Origin of the sequence: Cellulomonas humilata, from assembly GCF_013359775.1 — a bacterium.
Taxonomy (GTDB): domain Bacteria; phylum Actinomycetota; class Actinomycetes; order Actinomycetales; family Cellulomonadaceae; genus Cellulomonas; species Cellulomonas humilata.
This window is the reverse complement of record NZ_JABMCI010000062.1, coordinates 1-14,327: the sequence shown is the minus strand read 5'-3', so window position 1 is coordinate 14,327 and position 14,327 is coordinate 1. Positions and strand designations below refer to the sequence as shown.

Sequence of the window (14,327 nt, the reverse complement as noted above, 5' to 3'; positions counted from 1 at the left end):
CAGCGGCAGCGTAGCGCTCGGGTCCGGTCAGCCGATGTCGCGGGACAGCAGCGCCACGACGACGGAGCCGCCCTTCGTCGCCTGCTCACCGACCCGGCGGAAGCCGAGGCGCTTGTGGAACGCGAGCGACTCCGGGTTGGGCGGCTCGAGGTTGACCTCGCAGGTCACGACGCCGAGGCCGAGCTCGCGGGCGCGCGCGTCGACGGCGCCGTACAGCGCCCTCCCGACGCCTCGGCCGTGCGCCGCGGGGTGGACGACGATCCGGTCGACGTAGAGCGAGCCGGGGACGTGCGTGGAGAACCACCGGTAGTTCTCGCTGGCGTAGGCCGAGCCAGGGGCCACGGCCAGGACGAAGCCCAGCGCGTCCCCGTCGTCCTCGGCGACCAGCGCCAGCTCGCACTCCGGCAGGTGAGCGGTCAGGCCGTCGGCGCCGAGCTCGTTGACGGCGGGCACCGCGTCGTCGTTCAGTCGGGCCAGCGCGGGAACGTCCTCCGCGGTGACGGCGCGGAGGGTCAGATCGCGCACGAGTCGTCCACGCAGGCCGCGGCGTCGGGGTCGGCCGCGGCGAGGGTCTGGAGTGGGTTGGCCTCGCGCCACCCGGCCTCGAGCAGCTGGGTGAACACGTCGGCGGGCTGCGCACCCGAGACGGCGACCCGGCGGTCGACGACGAAGAACGGCACACCGGTCACGCCGAGCGCGCGGGCCTCGTCCTCGTCGGCACGGACGGCGTCGGCGCCGTCGTCGCCGTCCAGCGCGGCACGGACGACCACCTCGTCGAGGCCCGCGTCGCTGACGATCCGCACGAGGGTGTCGTCGTCGCCCAGGTCGGCGCCGTGCTCGAAGTGCGCCGAGAACAGGGCCTCCAGCGTCCGCTCCGCGAGCTCGGCACCCCCGGTCGTCCGCGCGAGGTGCACCAGGCGGTGCGCCGCGAACGTGTTGACGGCCAGCGACCGGTCGAAGTCGTACGCGAGTCCCTCGCCGGCCGCCACGGCGGTGACCTGCGCGAACATGCGCTTGACCTGGTCGTGCGGGATGCCCTTGAGCGTGGCCAGCATGTCGATCTCCGGCCGCCCCGGTCCGACGGGCGTGCGCGGCGACAGCTCGTACGACCGCCACGTGACCTCGACGTGGTCCCGGTGCGGGAAGTCGGAGAGGGCGGTCGCGAACCGGCGCTTGCCGATGTAGCACCACGGGCAGGCGATGTCCGACCAGACCTCGACGTGCAGGGTGCGTACCTCGTTCAGGACAGGGATCGTCACGGGAGCAGCAGGACCTTTCCGGTGGTGGAGCGCGACTCGAGCGCGCGGTGGGCGTCGGCCGCGTCGGCCAGGGGGAACGTGGCGCCTATCCGCACGTCGAGCTCGCCGGCGCGGACCGCGTCGAACAGCTCCCGGGCGCGCCAGGTCAGCTCGTCCCGCGTCGCGACGTGGTCGTCCAGCGTGGGTCGGGTGAGGAACACCGAGCCGGCCGCGTTGAGGCGCTGCGGGTCGACGGGCGGGACGGGACCGGACGAGGCGCCGAACAGGACGAGGGTCCCGCGACGGTGCAGCGAGGCCAGGGACGCGTCGAACGTGTCCTTGCCGACCGAGTCGAAGACGGCGTGCACGCCGGCGCCCCCGGTGAGCGCCCGGACCTCTGCGGGCAGGTCACGGCTGAGGTCGTCGAGCTCGCGGTAGCGGATGACCTCGGTGGCACCGGCCTGGCGCGCCAGGCGCTCCTTGTCCGCACCGCCGACGGTCGCGATGACGCGCGCACCGCGCTGGGTCGCCAGCTGGGTCAGCAGCAGGCCCACCCCGCCGGCGGCCGCGTGCACCAGCACGTCGTGCCCGGCCTGCACGGGGAAGGTCGAGGTCACGAGGTAGTGCGCGGTGAGGCCCTGCAGGGGGAGGGCCGCGCCGACCTGGTCGGGCACACCCTCCGGGACGAGCAGCGCCTTGGACTCCCGCACGGTCACCAGCTCGGCGTACGACCCCGGGGCCGACGACCACGCGACCCGGTCGCCCACGGCGATCTCGGTGACGTCGTCGCCGATCGCGACCACCTCGCCGGCACCCTCCGAGCCCACGACGTGCGGGAACGGCATGCGGTACGCGCCGGAGCGGCGGTACGTGTCGATGAAGTTGACGCCGGCCGCGGCCACCCGGACGAGAACCTCGTCGGCGGCCGGCTCGGGGTCGGGGAGCTCGGTGAGCTCGAGGACGTCGGGTCCGCCGGCGGCGGTGGCTCGGATGGCGCGCACGGTTGCGGCAACGCGGCGGCGCGCGGCGATCTTCCCAGGATCAAGTTCGTATCTTCGTGCAGCCTTGTGTATGTTCATGCACATGACGTTCACGGTCGCGGTCGCGGGTGCCAGCGGGTACGCCGGCGGCGAGATGCTCCGCGTGCTCCTGGCGCATCCCGAGGCGCGGATCGGGACCCTCACCGCGCACTCCAACGCCGGCTCGCTCCTGGGTGCCCACCAGCCGCACCTGCGCTCGCTGGCCGACCGCGTGCTCGAGCCCACCGGGGTCGACACGCTCGCAGGCCACGACGTGGTCGTCCTCGCCCTGCCGCACGGCGCGAGCGGCGCGATCGCCGCGGAGCTCGAGGCGCGCGGCGACGGCGCGATCGTCGTCGACCTGGGCGCCGACCACCGGCTCGCAGACGCGGCCGACTGGGAGCAGTTCTACGGCAACGCGCACGCCGGGACGTGGCCGTACGGCCTGCCCGAGCTGCTGCACCCGGCGGAGCGGACCGCCACCGGGCAGCGGGCGGTCCTCGGCGCCGCCCGGCGGATCGCCGTCCCCGGCTGCAACGTCACCGCCGTCTCGCTCGGTCTGCAGCCCGGGGTGGCCGCGGGGCTGATCCAGCCGACCGACCTCGTGGCGGTCCTCGCCAACGGGTACTCCGGTGCCGGGAAGTCGCTCAAGACGCACCTGCTGGCCAGCGAAGGGCTCGGCTCCGCGCAGCCGTACGCGGTCGGCGGCACGCACCGGCACATCCCGGAGATCGCCCAGAACCTGCGCTCCGCGGGCGCGGCGGACGTGACGATCTCGTTCACGCCGACGCTCGTGCCGATGGCCCGCGGCATCCTGGCGACCGCGACGGCCCGGCTGGTCGACGGCGTGGACCCCGCGACCGTGCGGGCGGCGTGGGAGGAGACCTACGCGGACGAGCCGTTCGTGCACCTGCTCCCCGAGGGGCAGTGGCCGACGACGGCTGCCACCCTGGGTGCCAACACCGCGCTCGTGCAGGTGGCGGTCGACGAGCGCGCGGGCCGCGTGGTCACTGTCACCGCCATCGACAACCTGGTCAAGGGCACCGCCGGCGGCGCCCTGCAGTCGCTCAACCTGGCGCTCGGACTCCCCGAGACGCTCGGCCTTTCCCTGGACGGAGTTGCCCCGTGAGCACCGAGACGCTCGCCCTGCCCTCGCCCGGCGTCACCGCGGCGGCTGGCTTCCGCGCCTCCGGCATCACCGCGGGGCTCAAGGCGTCCGGCCGGCCCGATCTCGCGCTCGTCGTCAACGACGGACCGTCCCAGGCCGCCGCCGCCGTGTTCACGACGAACCGGGTGGTCGGCGCGCCCGTGGTCTGGTCGCGCCAGGCGGTGTCCGACGGTGTCGTGAGCGCGGTCGTCCTCAACTCGGGCGGGGCCAACGTCTGCACGGGCCCCGAGGGCTTCCAGGACACCCACGCGACGGCCGAGAAGGTCGGGGCCGCCCTGGAGATCTCCCCGGGAGACGTCGTCGTCTGCTCGACCGGTCTGATCGGCGAGCGGCTCCCCATCGACACGCTCCTCGCGGGCGTGGACGTCGCGGTGGAGGCGCTGTCCTCCGACGGGGGCCCGGACGCCGCCGTCGCGATCATGACGACCGACTCGGTGCCGAAGACCGCCCACCTCCACGTCGACGGAGACCGGGGGGCGTGGACCGTCGGGGGCATGGCCAAGGGTGCCGGGATGCTCGCACCGGGCCTGGCCACGATGCTCTGCGTGATCACCACGGACGCCGTCGTCGATGCCGAGACCGCCGCAGCCGCCCTGCGCACGGCAACCTCCGAGACGTTCGACCGCATCGACTCCGACGGCTGCATGTCGACCTCGGACACGGTCACCCTGCTCGTCTCCGGTGCCAGCCGCGCGGTCCCGGACCCTGCCGGCTTCACGGCCGCGCTGACCCAGGTCTGCGGCGAGCTCGCGCGCGCGCTGATCGCGGACGCGGAGGGCGCCACGCACGACATCGCGGTGACCGTGATGGGCGCCGAGACGCAGGACGCGGCGCTCGCGGTCGCCCGGGCCGTGACCCGCTCCAACCTGTTCAAGGCCGCCATGTTCGGCAACGACCCCAACTGGGGCCGTGTGCTGGCGCAGGTCGGCACGGTGCCCGAGAGCGTGGCGGCGTTCGACCCCGCGCAGCTGGACGTCACGATCAACGGCGTCCAGGTGTGCAAGGCCGGCGGCGCCTTCCGGCCGCGCTCCGAGGTGGACCTGGCCGCGCACCGGGAGGTGCACGTGCTGATCGACCTGCACGCGGGCGGTGAGGTGGTGACCGTGTGGACCAACGACCTCACGCACGACTACGTCCACGAGAACAGCGCGTACTCCACATGAGCGACTTCACGTTCAACACCCGCACGGACCTGCGTGCCGACCAGAAGGCCGAGGTCCTGATCGAGGCCCTGCCCTGGCTCCAGAAGTTCGCGGGCGCCCTCGTCGTCGTCAAGTACGGCGGCAACGCGATGATCGACGAGAACCTGAAGCGGTCGTTCGCCGAGGACATGGTGTTCCTGCGGCAGGTCGGCCTCAAGCCGGTCGTGGTGCACGGCGGGGGACCGCAGATCAACGCCATGCTCGACCGGCTCGGCATCGAGTCGGAGTTTCGTGGCGGGCTGCGGGTGACGACGCCCGAGGCGATGGACGTGGTCCGGATGGTGCTCACCGGCCAGGTGTCGCGCGAGCTCGTCGGGCTGCTCAACGCGCACGGCCCGCACGCCGTGGGGCTCTCGGGCGAGGACGGCGGGCTGTTCCAGGCGCGCCGCCGGACCGCGATCGTCGACGGCGTGAACGTCGACATCGGCCAGGTCGGCGACGTGGTCAAGGTCAACCCCAGCGCGGTCCTGGACCTCCTGGACGCCGGCCGCATCCCGGTCGTGTCGACCGTGGCACCGGACCTCGACGACCCCACCCAGGTGCTCAACGTCAACGCCGACACGGCTGCCGCGGCGCTCGCGGTCGCCCTCGGCGCGCGCAAGCTCATCGTGCTCACCGACGTCGAGGGCCTCTACACCAGCTGGCCGGACAAGTCGTCGCTGGTGCGGCGGATCAGTGCCAGCTCGCTCGCAGAGCTGCTGCCCGGGCTGGACGCCGGCATGCGCCCGAAGATGGAGGCCTGCTGGCGGGCGGTCGAGGGCGGCGTCGGACGCGCCCACGTCATCGACGGTCGCTCGGCCCACTCGATCCTGGTGGAGGTGTTCACCTCCGACGGCATCGGCACCATGGTCCTGCCCGACGAGGAGCCCGCCGACGCCCCGTTCACCGCGCCCATCCCCGTGGTGCCCCATCACCCCGAGGTGACCGCATGACCGTCGAGAACACGAGCGTCCGGGCCCGGCACCGGTCGGCAGAGAACCCGGACGCGTCGCTGCCCGTCGCCGCCACGGACGGTTCCGTCGCCCAGTGGACCGACCGCTACACGCACGCCCTCATGGACACCTTCGGCGCACCCCAGCGCGTGCTGGTGCGCGGCGAGGGCGCCTACGTCTGGGACGCGGACGGCAACCGCTACCTCGACCTGCTCGGCGGGATCGCCGTGAACTCGCTCGGCCACGCGCACCCGACGCTCACGGCGGCGATCAGCGCGCAGCTGGGCACGCTCGGGCACGTCTCCAACTTCTTCGGCAGCCCCACCCAGATCGCGTTCGCCGAGCGGCTGCTCGCCCTGGCCGGCGCGCCCGCGGGCTCCCGCGTGTTCCTCACCAACTCCGGCACCGAGGCCAACGAGGCCGCGTTCAAGCTGGCACGCCGCAACGGTGGCACGGACCGGCCGCGCGTCCTGGCGCTCGAGGGCTCGTTCCACGGCCGGTCGATGGGCGCCCTGGCGCTCACCCACAAGGCCGCCTACCGCGAGCCGTTCGAGCCGTTGCCCGGTGGCGTCGAGTTCGTGCCGTTCGCCGACACCGAGGCGCTCGAGGCCGCGTTCGCGGTCGACGGCGACCGGGTGGCCGCGCTGTTCCTCGAGCCCCTCCAGGGCGAGGCCGGCGTCCGGCCGCTCCCGCCCGGCTACCTCGCGCTCGCCCGGAAGCTCACGGCCGAGCACGGTGCGCTGCTCATCCTCGACGAGGTGCAGACCGGCATGGGCCGGACCGGCGCCTGGTTCGCCCACCAGCTCCCGCACATCGGGGGCGGGATCGTGCCCGACGTCGTCACGGTGGCCAAGGGGCTCGGCGGCGGCTTCCCCGTGGGCGCCCTCATCGCGTACGGCGAGCGGACCGCGACGCTGCTCGGTCGGGGGCAGCACGGGACGACGTTCGGGGGCAACCCCGTGGCATCGGTCGCCGGGCTGGCGACGATCGCGGTGATCGAGCGCGACGGCCTGCTCGCGCACGTCGCCGCGCTCGGAGCCACGTTCCGCGAGCGGCTCGCGACAGCGGCACTGGTCAGCGAGGTGCGGGGCGAGGGGTTCCTGATCGGGATCGAGCTGGTCGCGCCGGTCGCCGCCGCGGTGGCCGCCCGCGCGCTGGACGCCGGGTTCATCGTCAACCCGTGCACCCCGACGACCGTCCGGCTCGCGCCACCCTTCCTGCTCACCGCGGAGCAGGCGGGCACGTTCGTCGACTTCCTGGTCGGCCTCCCGGAGGACCTGTCATGACCCGGCACCTCGTGCGCGACGCCTGCGTCCTCGGCGGCCTGGTCGGCGGTGGGTCCGCATGACCCGGCACTTCCTCCGCGACGACGACTTGAGCCCCCGCGACCAGCGTGCGGTCCTCGAGCTCGCCCTCGCCTTCCGCGACGACCGGTTCATCCGGACGCCACTGACCGGTCCGCGGGCGGTCGCCGTCATCTTCGACAAGCCCACCCTGCGCACCCAGGTCTCGTTCACCGCCGGCATCGCCGAGCTCGGCGGCTTCCCGTTGGCTGTCGACGGGAAGCTCGCGCGGATCGGCGAGCGCGAGTCGATCGCCGACACCGCGCGGGTGCTCGGCCGGCAGGTCGCCGCGATCGTGTGGCGGACGTTCTCCCAGGACCGGCTCGAGCAGATGGCCGAGTTCTCGGGCGTCCCGGTGGTGAACGCGCTGACCGACAGCTTCCACCCGTGCCAGATCCTGGCGGACCTGGCGACGATCGCCCAGCACCGGGGTGGCGTCGGGGGAGTGGCCGGCCGGACGCTCGCGTACGTCGGCGACGGCGCCAACAACATGTCGCACTCGTACCTGCTCGGCGGCGCCACGGCGGGCCTGCACGTGCGGATCGGCACCCCGGAGGGCTTCCTCCCGGACGCGTCGACCCTCGCGGACGCGACGGCGATCGCCGCCGACACCGGCGGGTCGGTGACGGTGGTGCACACGCTCGCCGAGGCCGTGACCGGTGCGGACGTCGTCGCCACCGACACGTGGGTCTCGATGGGCCAGGAGTCCGAGGCCGCCGTCCGGGAGACCCCGTTCGTGCCGTTCCGGGTGGACTCCGCCGCGATGGCGCTCGCCGCCCACGACGCGCTCGTCCTGCACTGCCTGCCCGCCTACCGCGGCAAGGAGATCACCGCCGAGGTGCTCGACGGCCCGCAGTCGGTGGTCTGGGACGAGGCCGAGAACCGCCTGCACGCTCAGAAGGCGCTCCTGTCCTGGCTGGTGGAGGGCACGTGAGCGTCACGGTCCCGCACACCAAGGCCGCCCGGCACGCGCTGGTCACCTCGCTGCTCACCCGCGGCACGGTGCACTCCCAGCAGCAGCTGGCCGAGCTGCTCACCGCCGAGGGCGTCACCGTCACGCAGGCGACGCTCTCGCGCGACCTCGTCGAGCTGCGCGCGGTCAAGATCCGGACACCGTCCGGGGCGCTCGCCTACGCGGTCCCGGCCGAGGGCGGTCTGCGCGCTCCGGCGGCCGGCCCCGACGAGGAGATGCTCGCCGCACGGCTGGCCCGGCTCTGCGCGGAGCTGCTCGTCACCGCGGAGGCGTCCGGCAACCTCGTCGTCCTGCGCACCCCGCCCGGAGCCGCCCAGTTCCTCGCGTCGGCCATCGACCACTCGATCCTGCCGGCCGCCCTCGGCACGATCGCGGGCGACGACACCGTGCTGGTCATCGCCCGCGAGGGGGAGACCGGCGCCGCGCTGGCCGCCCGCTTCCTCGCGCTGGCGACCGACACGCCCTCGCGCACCCGTCCGTCAGACTGACCCCAGAACCCCCTCAGAACCTGCGAAGAGAGAAGAACCATGACTGAGCGCGTCGTCCTCGCCTACTCCGGCGGCCTGGACACCTCCGTGGGCATCGGCTGGATCGCCGAGGCCACCGGTGCCGAGGTGATCGCCGTGGCGGTCGACGTCGGCCAGGGCGGCGAGGACCTCAACGTGATCCGCCAGCGCGCGCTCGACTGCGGCGCGGTGGAGGCTTACGTGGCCGACGCCCGCGACGAGTTCGCGAACGAGTACTGCATGCCGGCCCTCAAGGCGAACGCGCTCTACCTGGACCGCTACCCGCTGGTGTCGGCGCTGTCGCGCCCGGTGATCGTCAAGCACCTGGTGCGTGCCGCTCGGCAGTTCGGCGCGACGACCGTCGCCCACGGCTGCACCGGCAAGGGCAACGACCAGGTCCGCTTCGAGGTCGGCATCACGTCGCTCGCGCCCGACCTGACCTGCCTGGCACCGGTCCGCGACCTCGCACTGACCCGCGACAAGGCCATCGAGTTCGCCACCCGCAACGCGCTGCCGATCGAGACCACCAAGCACAACCCGTTCTCGATCGACCAGAACGTCTGGGGCCGCGCGGTCGAGACCGGCTTCCTCGAGGACATCTGGAACGGCCCCACCAAGGACGTCTACACGTACACGGACGACCCGACGTTCCCGCCGGTCGCCGACGAGGTCATCGTGACGTTCGAGGCGGGCGTCCCCGTCGCCCTGGACGGCATCCCGGTCACGCCGCTGCAGGCCATCCAGGAGATGAACCGTCGCGCGGGCGCCCAGGGCATCGGCCGGATCGACATCGTCGAGGACCGCCTGGTCGGCATCAAGTCGCGCGAGGTCTACGAGGCGCCGGGTGCGATCGCCCTGATCGCCGCGCACCAGGAGCTCGAGAACGTCACCGTCGAGCGCGAGCAGGCCCGGTTCAAGCGGGGCGTCGAGCAGCGCTGGACCGAGCTGGTCTACGACGGCCAGTGGTTCTCGCCGCTGAAGAAGTCGCTCGACGTGTTCGTCGACGACACGCAGCGCTACGTCTCCGGCGACGTGCGGATCGTCCTGCACGGCGGCCGCGCGACCGTCACGGGCCGCCGCTCGGACGCGAGCCTGTACGACTTCAACCTGGCGACGTACGACACGGGCGACTCGTTCGACCAGTCGGCCGCCAAGGGCTTCATCGAGATCTACGGCCTGTCCTCCAAGCTGGCCGCCGCGCGCGACGTCCGCTTCGGCAACGGCGTGGACCTCGGCTCGCAGGGCGGGATCACGGGTGCCTGAGGACGTCGCCTCGACGTCGGGCGGCGCCGTCCAGCCGGCCGGCAACGTCTCGCTGTGGGGCGGTCGGTTCGCCGGTGGCCCGTCGGAGGCGCTCCAGGCGCTGTCGCAGTCGACGCACTTCGACTGGCGGCTCGCGGGGCACGACATCTCCGGCTCGGTCGCGCACGCACACGTCCTGCACGGTGCGGGTCTGCTCACGGACGACGAGCTCACGGCGATGGTCGACGCCCTGGAGCGGCTGCGGGCGGACGTCGCGAGCGGCGCCTTCCTGCCGGTGCTCGAGGACGAGGACGTGCACACCGCCCTGGAGCGCGGGCTGATCGACCGGGCCGGCGCCGACGTCGGTGGCAAGCTCCGCGCCGGCCGCTCCCGCAACGACCAGATCGCCACGCTCGTGCGGATGTACCTGCGCGAGGAGTCGCGCGGTCTCGCGCGCCTGGTCCTGGACGTGGTCGACGCGCTCGTGGCGCAGGCCGACCGGGCGGGCGAGGCGCCGATGCCGGGCCGCACCCACCTCCAGCACGCGCAGCCCGTCCTGCTCGCCCACCACCTGCTCGCCCACGCGTGGCCGCTGCTGCGCGACGTCGAGCGCTGGATCGACTGGGACGCCCGGGCGGCCCTGTCGCCCTACGGCTCGGGCGCGCTCGCGGGATCGTCGCTCGGTCTGGACCCGGCCGCGGTCGCCACGGAGCTGGGCTTCGCCGGTCCGGTCGAGAACTCGATCGACGGCACGGCCTCGCGCGACGTGGTCGCCGAGTTCGCGTTCGTGGCCGCGATGCTCGCCGTGGACGTCTCCCGGCTGGCCGAGGAGGTCGTCCTCTGGGCGACCAAGGAGTTCGGCTTCGTCAAGCTGCACGACGCCTACTCCACGGGGTCGAGCATCATGCCGCAGAAGAAGAACCCGGACGTCGCCGAGCTCGCGCGCGGCAAGGCGGGACGCCTGATCGGCGACCTCACGGGCCTGCTGACCACGCTGAAGGGTCTGCCGCTCGCGTACAACCGCGACCTCCAGGAGGACAAGGAGCCGGTGTTCGACCAGGTCGACCAGCTCAGCGTCCTGCTCCCGGCGTTCGCCGGCATGGTCGCGACCCTCGAGTTCGACACCGAGCGGCTGGCCTCGCTGGCGCCGCAGGGGTTCTCCCTGGCGACGGACATCGCCGAGTGGCTCGTCCGCACCGGTGTCCCTTTCCGGGTCGCGCACGAGGTGGCGGGCGCGTGCGTCCGGGCGTGCGAGGAGCACGAGCCGGCGATCGAGCTGTGGGACCTGACCGACGACGAGCTCGCGGCGATCTCACCGCACCTGACCCCCGAGGTCCGCACGGTGCTCACGGTCGAGGGGTCGCTGGCCTCGCGGTCGGCCCACGGCGGCACCGCCCCGGTGCGCGTGGCCGAGCAGCTGGACCGGGCCCGCGCCCGCGCGGCGGAGCTGCGTACCTGGGCGTCGTGACCGCCGCCGAGCTCGCGGCCCGGGTGCTCGCGTCGCGTCCTCGGCTGGGCCGCGTGCGGCTCGTCGCCGTCGACGGCCCGGCAGGCTCGGGCAAGACGACGCTCGCGGCCGCGCTGGCCGACCACGGGGCGACCGTGCTGCACCTGGACGACCTCTACGAGGGGTGGACGGGGCTCGACGGCTCGCTCTGGCCCCGCCTGTCGGCGCAGGTCCTGGAGCCCCTGCGGCGCGGCCTGCCGGGCCGGTACCAGCGGTACGACTGGGGGACCGAGGCGTTCGCCGAGTGGGTGGACGTGCCGGTGCCCGACCTGCTCGTCGTCGAGGGCTGCGGCTCCGCGCGGCGATCGGTCGATCCTCTCGCCGTGCTGAGGATCTGGGTCGAGGCACCGGCGGCACTGCGCCTCGAGAGGGGTCTGGCGCGCGACGGCGTCGACGCGCGGGAGCACTGGGTGACGTGGATGGCCGACGAGGCAGCGCACTTCGAGCGCGAGCGGACGCGCGAGCGCGCGGACGTCCGGCTCGACGCGTTCGGTGCGCGCATCCCCTGAGCGGCCTGGACCACGCCGCGGAACACCGGCGTCGTGCGGCAAGATGGGCGGGGTGAGCCCGTCGCCCCCGATCGAGACCCCGGACGCCGCCGGCCCGCGCGCGCTCGTGGCCGTCCCGGCGCGCGTCTGGTTCAGCCGCGAGGTGCACGCGGTCGCGCGCGACCTGCTGGGCGCCTACCTCACGTCCCGGTCACCGGAGGGTGACGTGACGCTGCGGATCACCGAGGTCGAGGCCTACGGCGGCGCCGACGACCCGGGCTCCCACGCGTTCCGCGGCCGGACGTCCCGCAACGCGGTGATGTTCGCCGAGCCGGGCCGCCTCTACGTCTACCGCCACCTCGGCATGCACCACTGCCTCAACGTCGTCGCCGAGCCCACCGGCCGTCCGGCCGCCGTGCTGCTGCGCGCGGGCGAGATCGTCGAGGGCACGGACCTCGCGTGGCGGCGCCGCGAGGCCGTCGGCGTCGTCGACTCGGAGCGCCAGCTGGCTCGCGGTCCGGCGCGTCTGGCTGTCGCGCTCGGCCTCGACATGGGCGCCAACGGCGCGGACATCACGGAACCGGGCGGCGACGTCGTGCTGCACCGCCACCAGGTGGTCGTCCAGCCGACGCACAAGAGCGGCCCCCGGGTCGGCGTCAGCGGGTCCGGCGGCGAGGGGACGAGGTTCCCTTGGCGCTACTGGCTCACCGACGAGCGCACGGTCTCCGCGTATCGCCCGGCGTATCGCGCGCCGGCGTCGGTAGACGTCCCGTGAGGGACGACGACGCCGGCTGGACTCCCCGCCCCCACCTCTGCCTGCCCCGGCCTCGACCGGGCACCCCTCTGGAGACCTTGTGAACCACATCCTCGACGAGCTCGAGTGGCGCGGGCTGATCGCCCAGACCACCGACCTCGACGCCCTCCGCGACGCCCTCTCGGCCGGGCCCGTCGCGCTCTACTGCGGGTTCGACCCGACCGCGCCGAGCCTGCACATCGGCAACCTCGTCCAGATCCTCACCGTCCGCCGCCTCCAGGACGCCGGGCACGCGCCCTTCGGCCTCGTCGGCGGAGCCACCGGACTCATCGGCGACCCGAAGATGGCGGGGGAGCGCACGCTCAACGACCGCGACCTCGTCTCGGCCTGGGTCGAGCGGATCCGCAAGCAGATCGAGCCGCTGCTCCGCTTCGACGGACCGAACGCGGCCACCATGGTGAACAACCTGGACTGGACCGCGCCGCTGTCGGCCATCGACTTCCTGCGCGACATCGGTAAGCACTACCGCCTCGGCACCATGCTGGCCAAGGACACGGTGGCCCGACGCCTGAACAGCGACGCGGGCATCAGCTTCACCGAGTTCAGCTACCAGATCCTCCAGGGGATGGACTACCTCGAGCTGCACCGCCGGCACGGGATCACGCTCCAGACGGGTGGCAGCGACCAGTGGGGCAACCTGCTGTCGGGGGTCGAGCTCATCCGCAAGGCCGAGGGCATCTCCGTGCACGCGCTCACCACACCGCTGATCACCAAGGCGGACGGCACCAAGTTCGGCAAGACCGAGACCGGCACCGTCTGGCTCGACCCCGAGCTGACCACCCCCTACGCGTTCTTCCAGTTCTGGCTCAACGCCGACGACGCGGACGTGGTGCGCTACCTCAAGGTGTTCAGCTTCCGGTCCCGCACGGAGATCGAGGAGCTCGAGGCGGCGGTCGCGCAGCGGCCGGCAGCCCGGGAGGCGCAGCGCGCCCTGGCGTACGAGGTGACCGCGCTCGTGCACGGGGCGGCGGCGGCCGACCAGGTGGTCGCGGCGAGCCACGCACTGTTCGGACGGGGATCGCTCGGCGACCTCGACGCCGCCACGCTCGCAGCGGCCGTGGCGGAGCTGCCGTCGACACCCGGTGCTGCGGGCGACTCCATCGCGGACCTGCTCGCCGCCACGGGTGTCGTCACCAGCAAGGGGGCGGCACGTCGCGCGATCGCCGAGGGCGGCGCCTCCGTCAACAACGTTCGTGTGGCCTCCGAGGACGCCGTCCTGACGGTCGACGACCTCCTGCACGGGCGCTGGGCGGTGCTCCGCCGCGGCAAGCGGACCCTCGCGGTCGTCGACGCCCGCGCGTGACGCTCGCGGCGAGCCCTTGGCCCCGACCGGGTTTCGAGGGCTCGCCACGGCTCTGACCAGGGCTTCTGTGCTCCCAGCTCACCCTGGTGACCGGGGTCACCGGACCGGGATTGGACACCCGCCGCAACACGCGCGTAATGTTCTCGATGTCGCCCGAGAGGGAGGAACGGACACCGCGGATAGAACCTCGGTGGCTGGTCCCTAGGGTGGCCACCCCCGAACGTGTTGACAGGCGCTTCGTGCGCCCCGAAACCGGACGGTGACGGGCTCACGGCCCGCAGATGCTGCCCAGGCGGGTGGCGGGAAGCGGTCCGAAAGCCAGGTAGGATTCAGAACGACAAAGCCTCTCGGATGAGATCGAAAGATCTCGAGGAGATGCGCGTCTGTTCCTTGAGAACTCAACAGTGTGCCAAATAGTCGATGCCATATGGCTCGCTTTCTGATGATGCTTGTGCCCGTTTGGGTGGGGGTGTTCGAGGGTGGTGGGTCTTGGTTGAGATAGGTGCCGTTTTCTTCCACCTCCGTGGTTGGGGCGGTGCCAAAATTCAGCCGAATCTGAACGGTCCTTATCGGGACCATTTCGTGTGTCGGT

At 73.0% G+C, this 14,327-nt stretch carries 14 protein-coding genes; 11 read left to right on the top strand and 3 right to left on the bottom strand.

Annotation, left to right across the window (positions count from 1 at the left end; all coding sequences use genetic code 11):
* Nucleotides 1-27: 27 nt before the first annotated feature.
* The 3 genes from HP550_RS08965 to HP550_RS08955 are packed head-to-tail and all read right to left on the bottom strand — an operon-like array spanning nucleotide 28 to nucleotide 2,239.
* Complete coding sequence (locus tag HP550_RS08965; protein WP_343048072.1) at nucleotides 28-525, bottom strand: GNAT family N-acetyltransferase; 498 nt, start codon at nucleotides 523-525, stop codon at nucleotides 28-30.
* Entirely contained in the window at nucleotides 513-1,259 is a 747-nt protein-coding gene (locus tag HP550_RS08960; protein ID WP_343048071.1) for a DsbA family oxidoreductase, read from the bottom strand. Before HP550_RS08960 ends, HP550_RS08965 begins: the two co-directional genes overlap by 13 nt.
* The gene (locus HP550_RS08955; protein ID WP_175347356.1) at nucleotides 1,256-2,239 is read right to left on the bottom strand and encodes a zinc-binding dehydrogenase; all 984 of its coding nucleotides are present in this window, start codon (nucleotides 2,237-2,239) and stop codon (nucleotides 1,256-1,258) included. The genes HP550_RS08960 and HP550_RS08955 overlap by 4 nt, the downstream gene beginning before the upstream one ends.
* A 76-nt stretch (nucleotides 2,240-2,315) precedes the next feature.
* Between HP550_RS08955 and argC the strand changes: the two genes are divergently transcribed.
* From argC to tyrS, 11 genes are all read left to right on the top strand, one after another.
* Nucleotides 2,316-3,386, top strand: a complete 1,071-nt coding sequence (argC, locus tag HP550_RS08950) for an N-acetyl-gamma-glutamyl-phosphate reductase (RefSeq protein ID WP_246280722.1) — start codon at nucleotides 2,316-2,318, stop codon at nucleotides 3,384-3,386.
* Complete coding sequence (gene argJ / locus HP550_RS08945) at nucleotides 3,383-4,588, top strand: bifunctional glutamate N-acetyltransferase/amino-acid acetyltransferase ArgJ (protein WP_175347354.1); 1,206 nt, start codon at nucleotides 3,383-3,385, stop codon at nucleotides 4,586-4,588. Before argC ends, argJ begins: the two co-directional genes overlap by 4 nt.
* On the top strand, nucleotides 4,585-5,559 hold the full coding sequence (gene argB / locus HP550_RS08940) for an acetylglutamate kinase (RefSeq protein WP_175347353.1): 975 nt from the start codon (nucleotides 4,585-4,587) through the stop codon (nucleotides 5,557-5,559). The genes argJ and argB overlap by 4 nt, the downstream gene beginning before the upstream one ends.
* Complete coding sequence (locus HP550_RS08935) at nucleotides 5,556-6,845, top strand: acetylornithine transaminase (RefSeq protein WP_175347352.1); 1,290 nt, start codon at nucleotides 5,556-5,558, stop codon at nucleotides 6,843-6,845. Before argB ends, HP550_RS08935 begins: the two co-directional genes overlap by 4 nt.
* A 58-nt stretch (nucleotides 6,846-6,903) precedes the next feature.
* Nucleotides 6,904-7,836: an ornithine carbamoyltransferase gene (gene argF, locus HP550_RS08930; protein WP_175347351.1), complete on the top strand. Its 933-nt coding sequence runs from the start codon at nucleotides 6,904-6,906 to the stop codon at nucleotides 7,834-7,836.
* On the top strand, nucleotides 7,833-8,363 hold the full coding sequence (locus tag HP550_RS08925) for an arginine repressor (protein WP_056093530.1): 531 nt from the start codon (nucleotides 7,833-7,835) through the stop codon (nucleotides 8,361-8,363). The genes argF and HP550_RS08925 overlap by 4 nt, the downstream gene beginning before the upstream one ends.
* Before the next feature lie 39 nt (nucleotides 8,364-8,402).
* Nucleotides 8,403-9,644 carry an argininosuccinate synthase gene (locus HP550_RS08920; RefSeq protein ID WP_175347350.1) on the top strand — a complete coding sequence of 414 codons (1,242 nt, stop codon included), beginning with the start codon at nucleotides 8,403-8,405 and terminating at the stop codon, nucleotides 9,642-9,644.
* Complete coding sequence (gene argH / locus HP550_RS08915; RefSeq protein WP_175347349.1) at nucleotides 9,637-11,091, top strand: argininosuccinate lyase; 1,455 nt, start codon at nucleotides 9,637-9,639, stop codon at nucleotides 11,089-11,091. Before HP550_RS08920 ends, argH begins: the two co-directional genes overlap by 8 nt.
* Nucleotides 11,088-11,639 (top strand): uridine kinase, encoded by a 552-nt coding sequence (locus HP550_RS08910; RefSeq protein WP_175347348.1) that lies wholly within the window; start codon nucleotides 11,088-11,090, stop codon nucleotides 11,637-11,639. Before argH ends, HP550_RS08910 begins: the two co-directional genes overlap by 4 nt.
* Nucleotides 11,640-11,682: 43 nt before the next feature.
* Nucleotides 11,683-12,393 carry a DNA-3-methyladenine glycosylase gene (locus HP550_RS08905; RefSeq protein WP_175347347.1) on the top strand — a complete coding sequence of 237 codons (711 nt, stop codon included), beginning with the start codon at nucleotides 11,683-11,685 and terminating at the stop codon, nucleotides 12,391-12,393.
* Between the two features lie 79 nt (nucleotides 12,394-12,472).
* Nucleotides 12,473-13,735 carry a tyrosine--tRNA ligase gene (tyrS, locus tag HP550_RS08900; protein ID WP_175347346.1) on the top strand — a complete coding sequence of 421 codons (1,263 nt, stop codon included), beginning with the start codon at nucleotides 12,473-12,475 and terminating at the stop codon, nucleotides 13,733-13,735.
* The last annotated feature ends 592 nt before the right edge of the window (nucleotides 13,736-14,327 follow it).

What these genes read in the sequence shown, in the direction of transcription:
- argF (WP_175347351.1), top strand. Translation starts at nt 6,904, where the DNA reads ATGACCCGGCACTTCCTCCGCGACGACGACTTGAGCCCCCGCGACCAG.
- HP550_RS08920 (WP_175347350.1), top strand. Translation starts at nt 8,403, where the DNA reads ATGACTGAGCGCGTCGTCCTCGCCTACTCCGGCGGCCTGGACACCTCC.
- argB (WP_175347353.1), top strand. Translation starts at nt 4,585, where the DNA reads ATGAGCGACTTCACGTTCAACACCCGCACGGACCTGCGTGCCGACCAG.
- HP550_RS08935 (WP_175347352.1), top strand. Translation starts at nt 5,556, where the DNA reads ATGACCGTCGAGAACACGAGCGTCCGGGCCCGGCACCGGTCGGCAGAG.
- argC (WP_246280722.1), top strand. Translation starts at nt 2,316, where the DNA reads ATGCACATGACGTTCACGGTCGCGGTCGCGGGTGCCAGCGGGTACGCC.
- HP550_RS08905 (WP_175347347.1), top strand. Translation starts at nt 11,683, where the DNA reads ATGGGCGGGGTGAGCCCGTCGCCCCCGATCGAGACCCCGGACGCCGCC.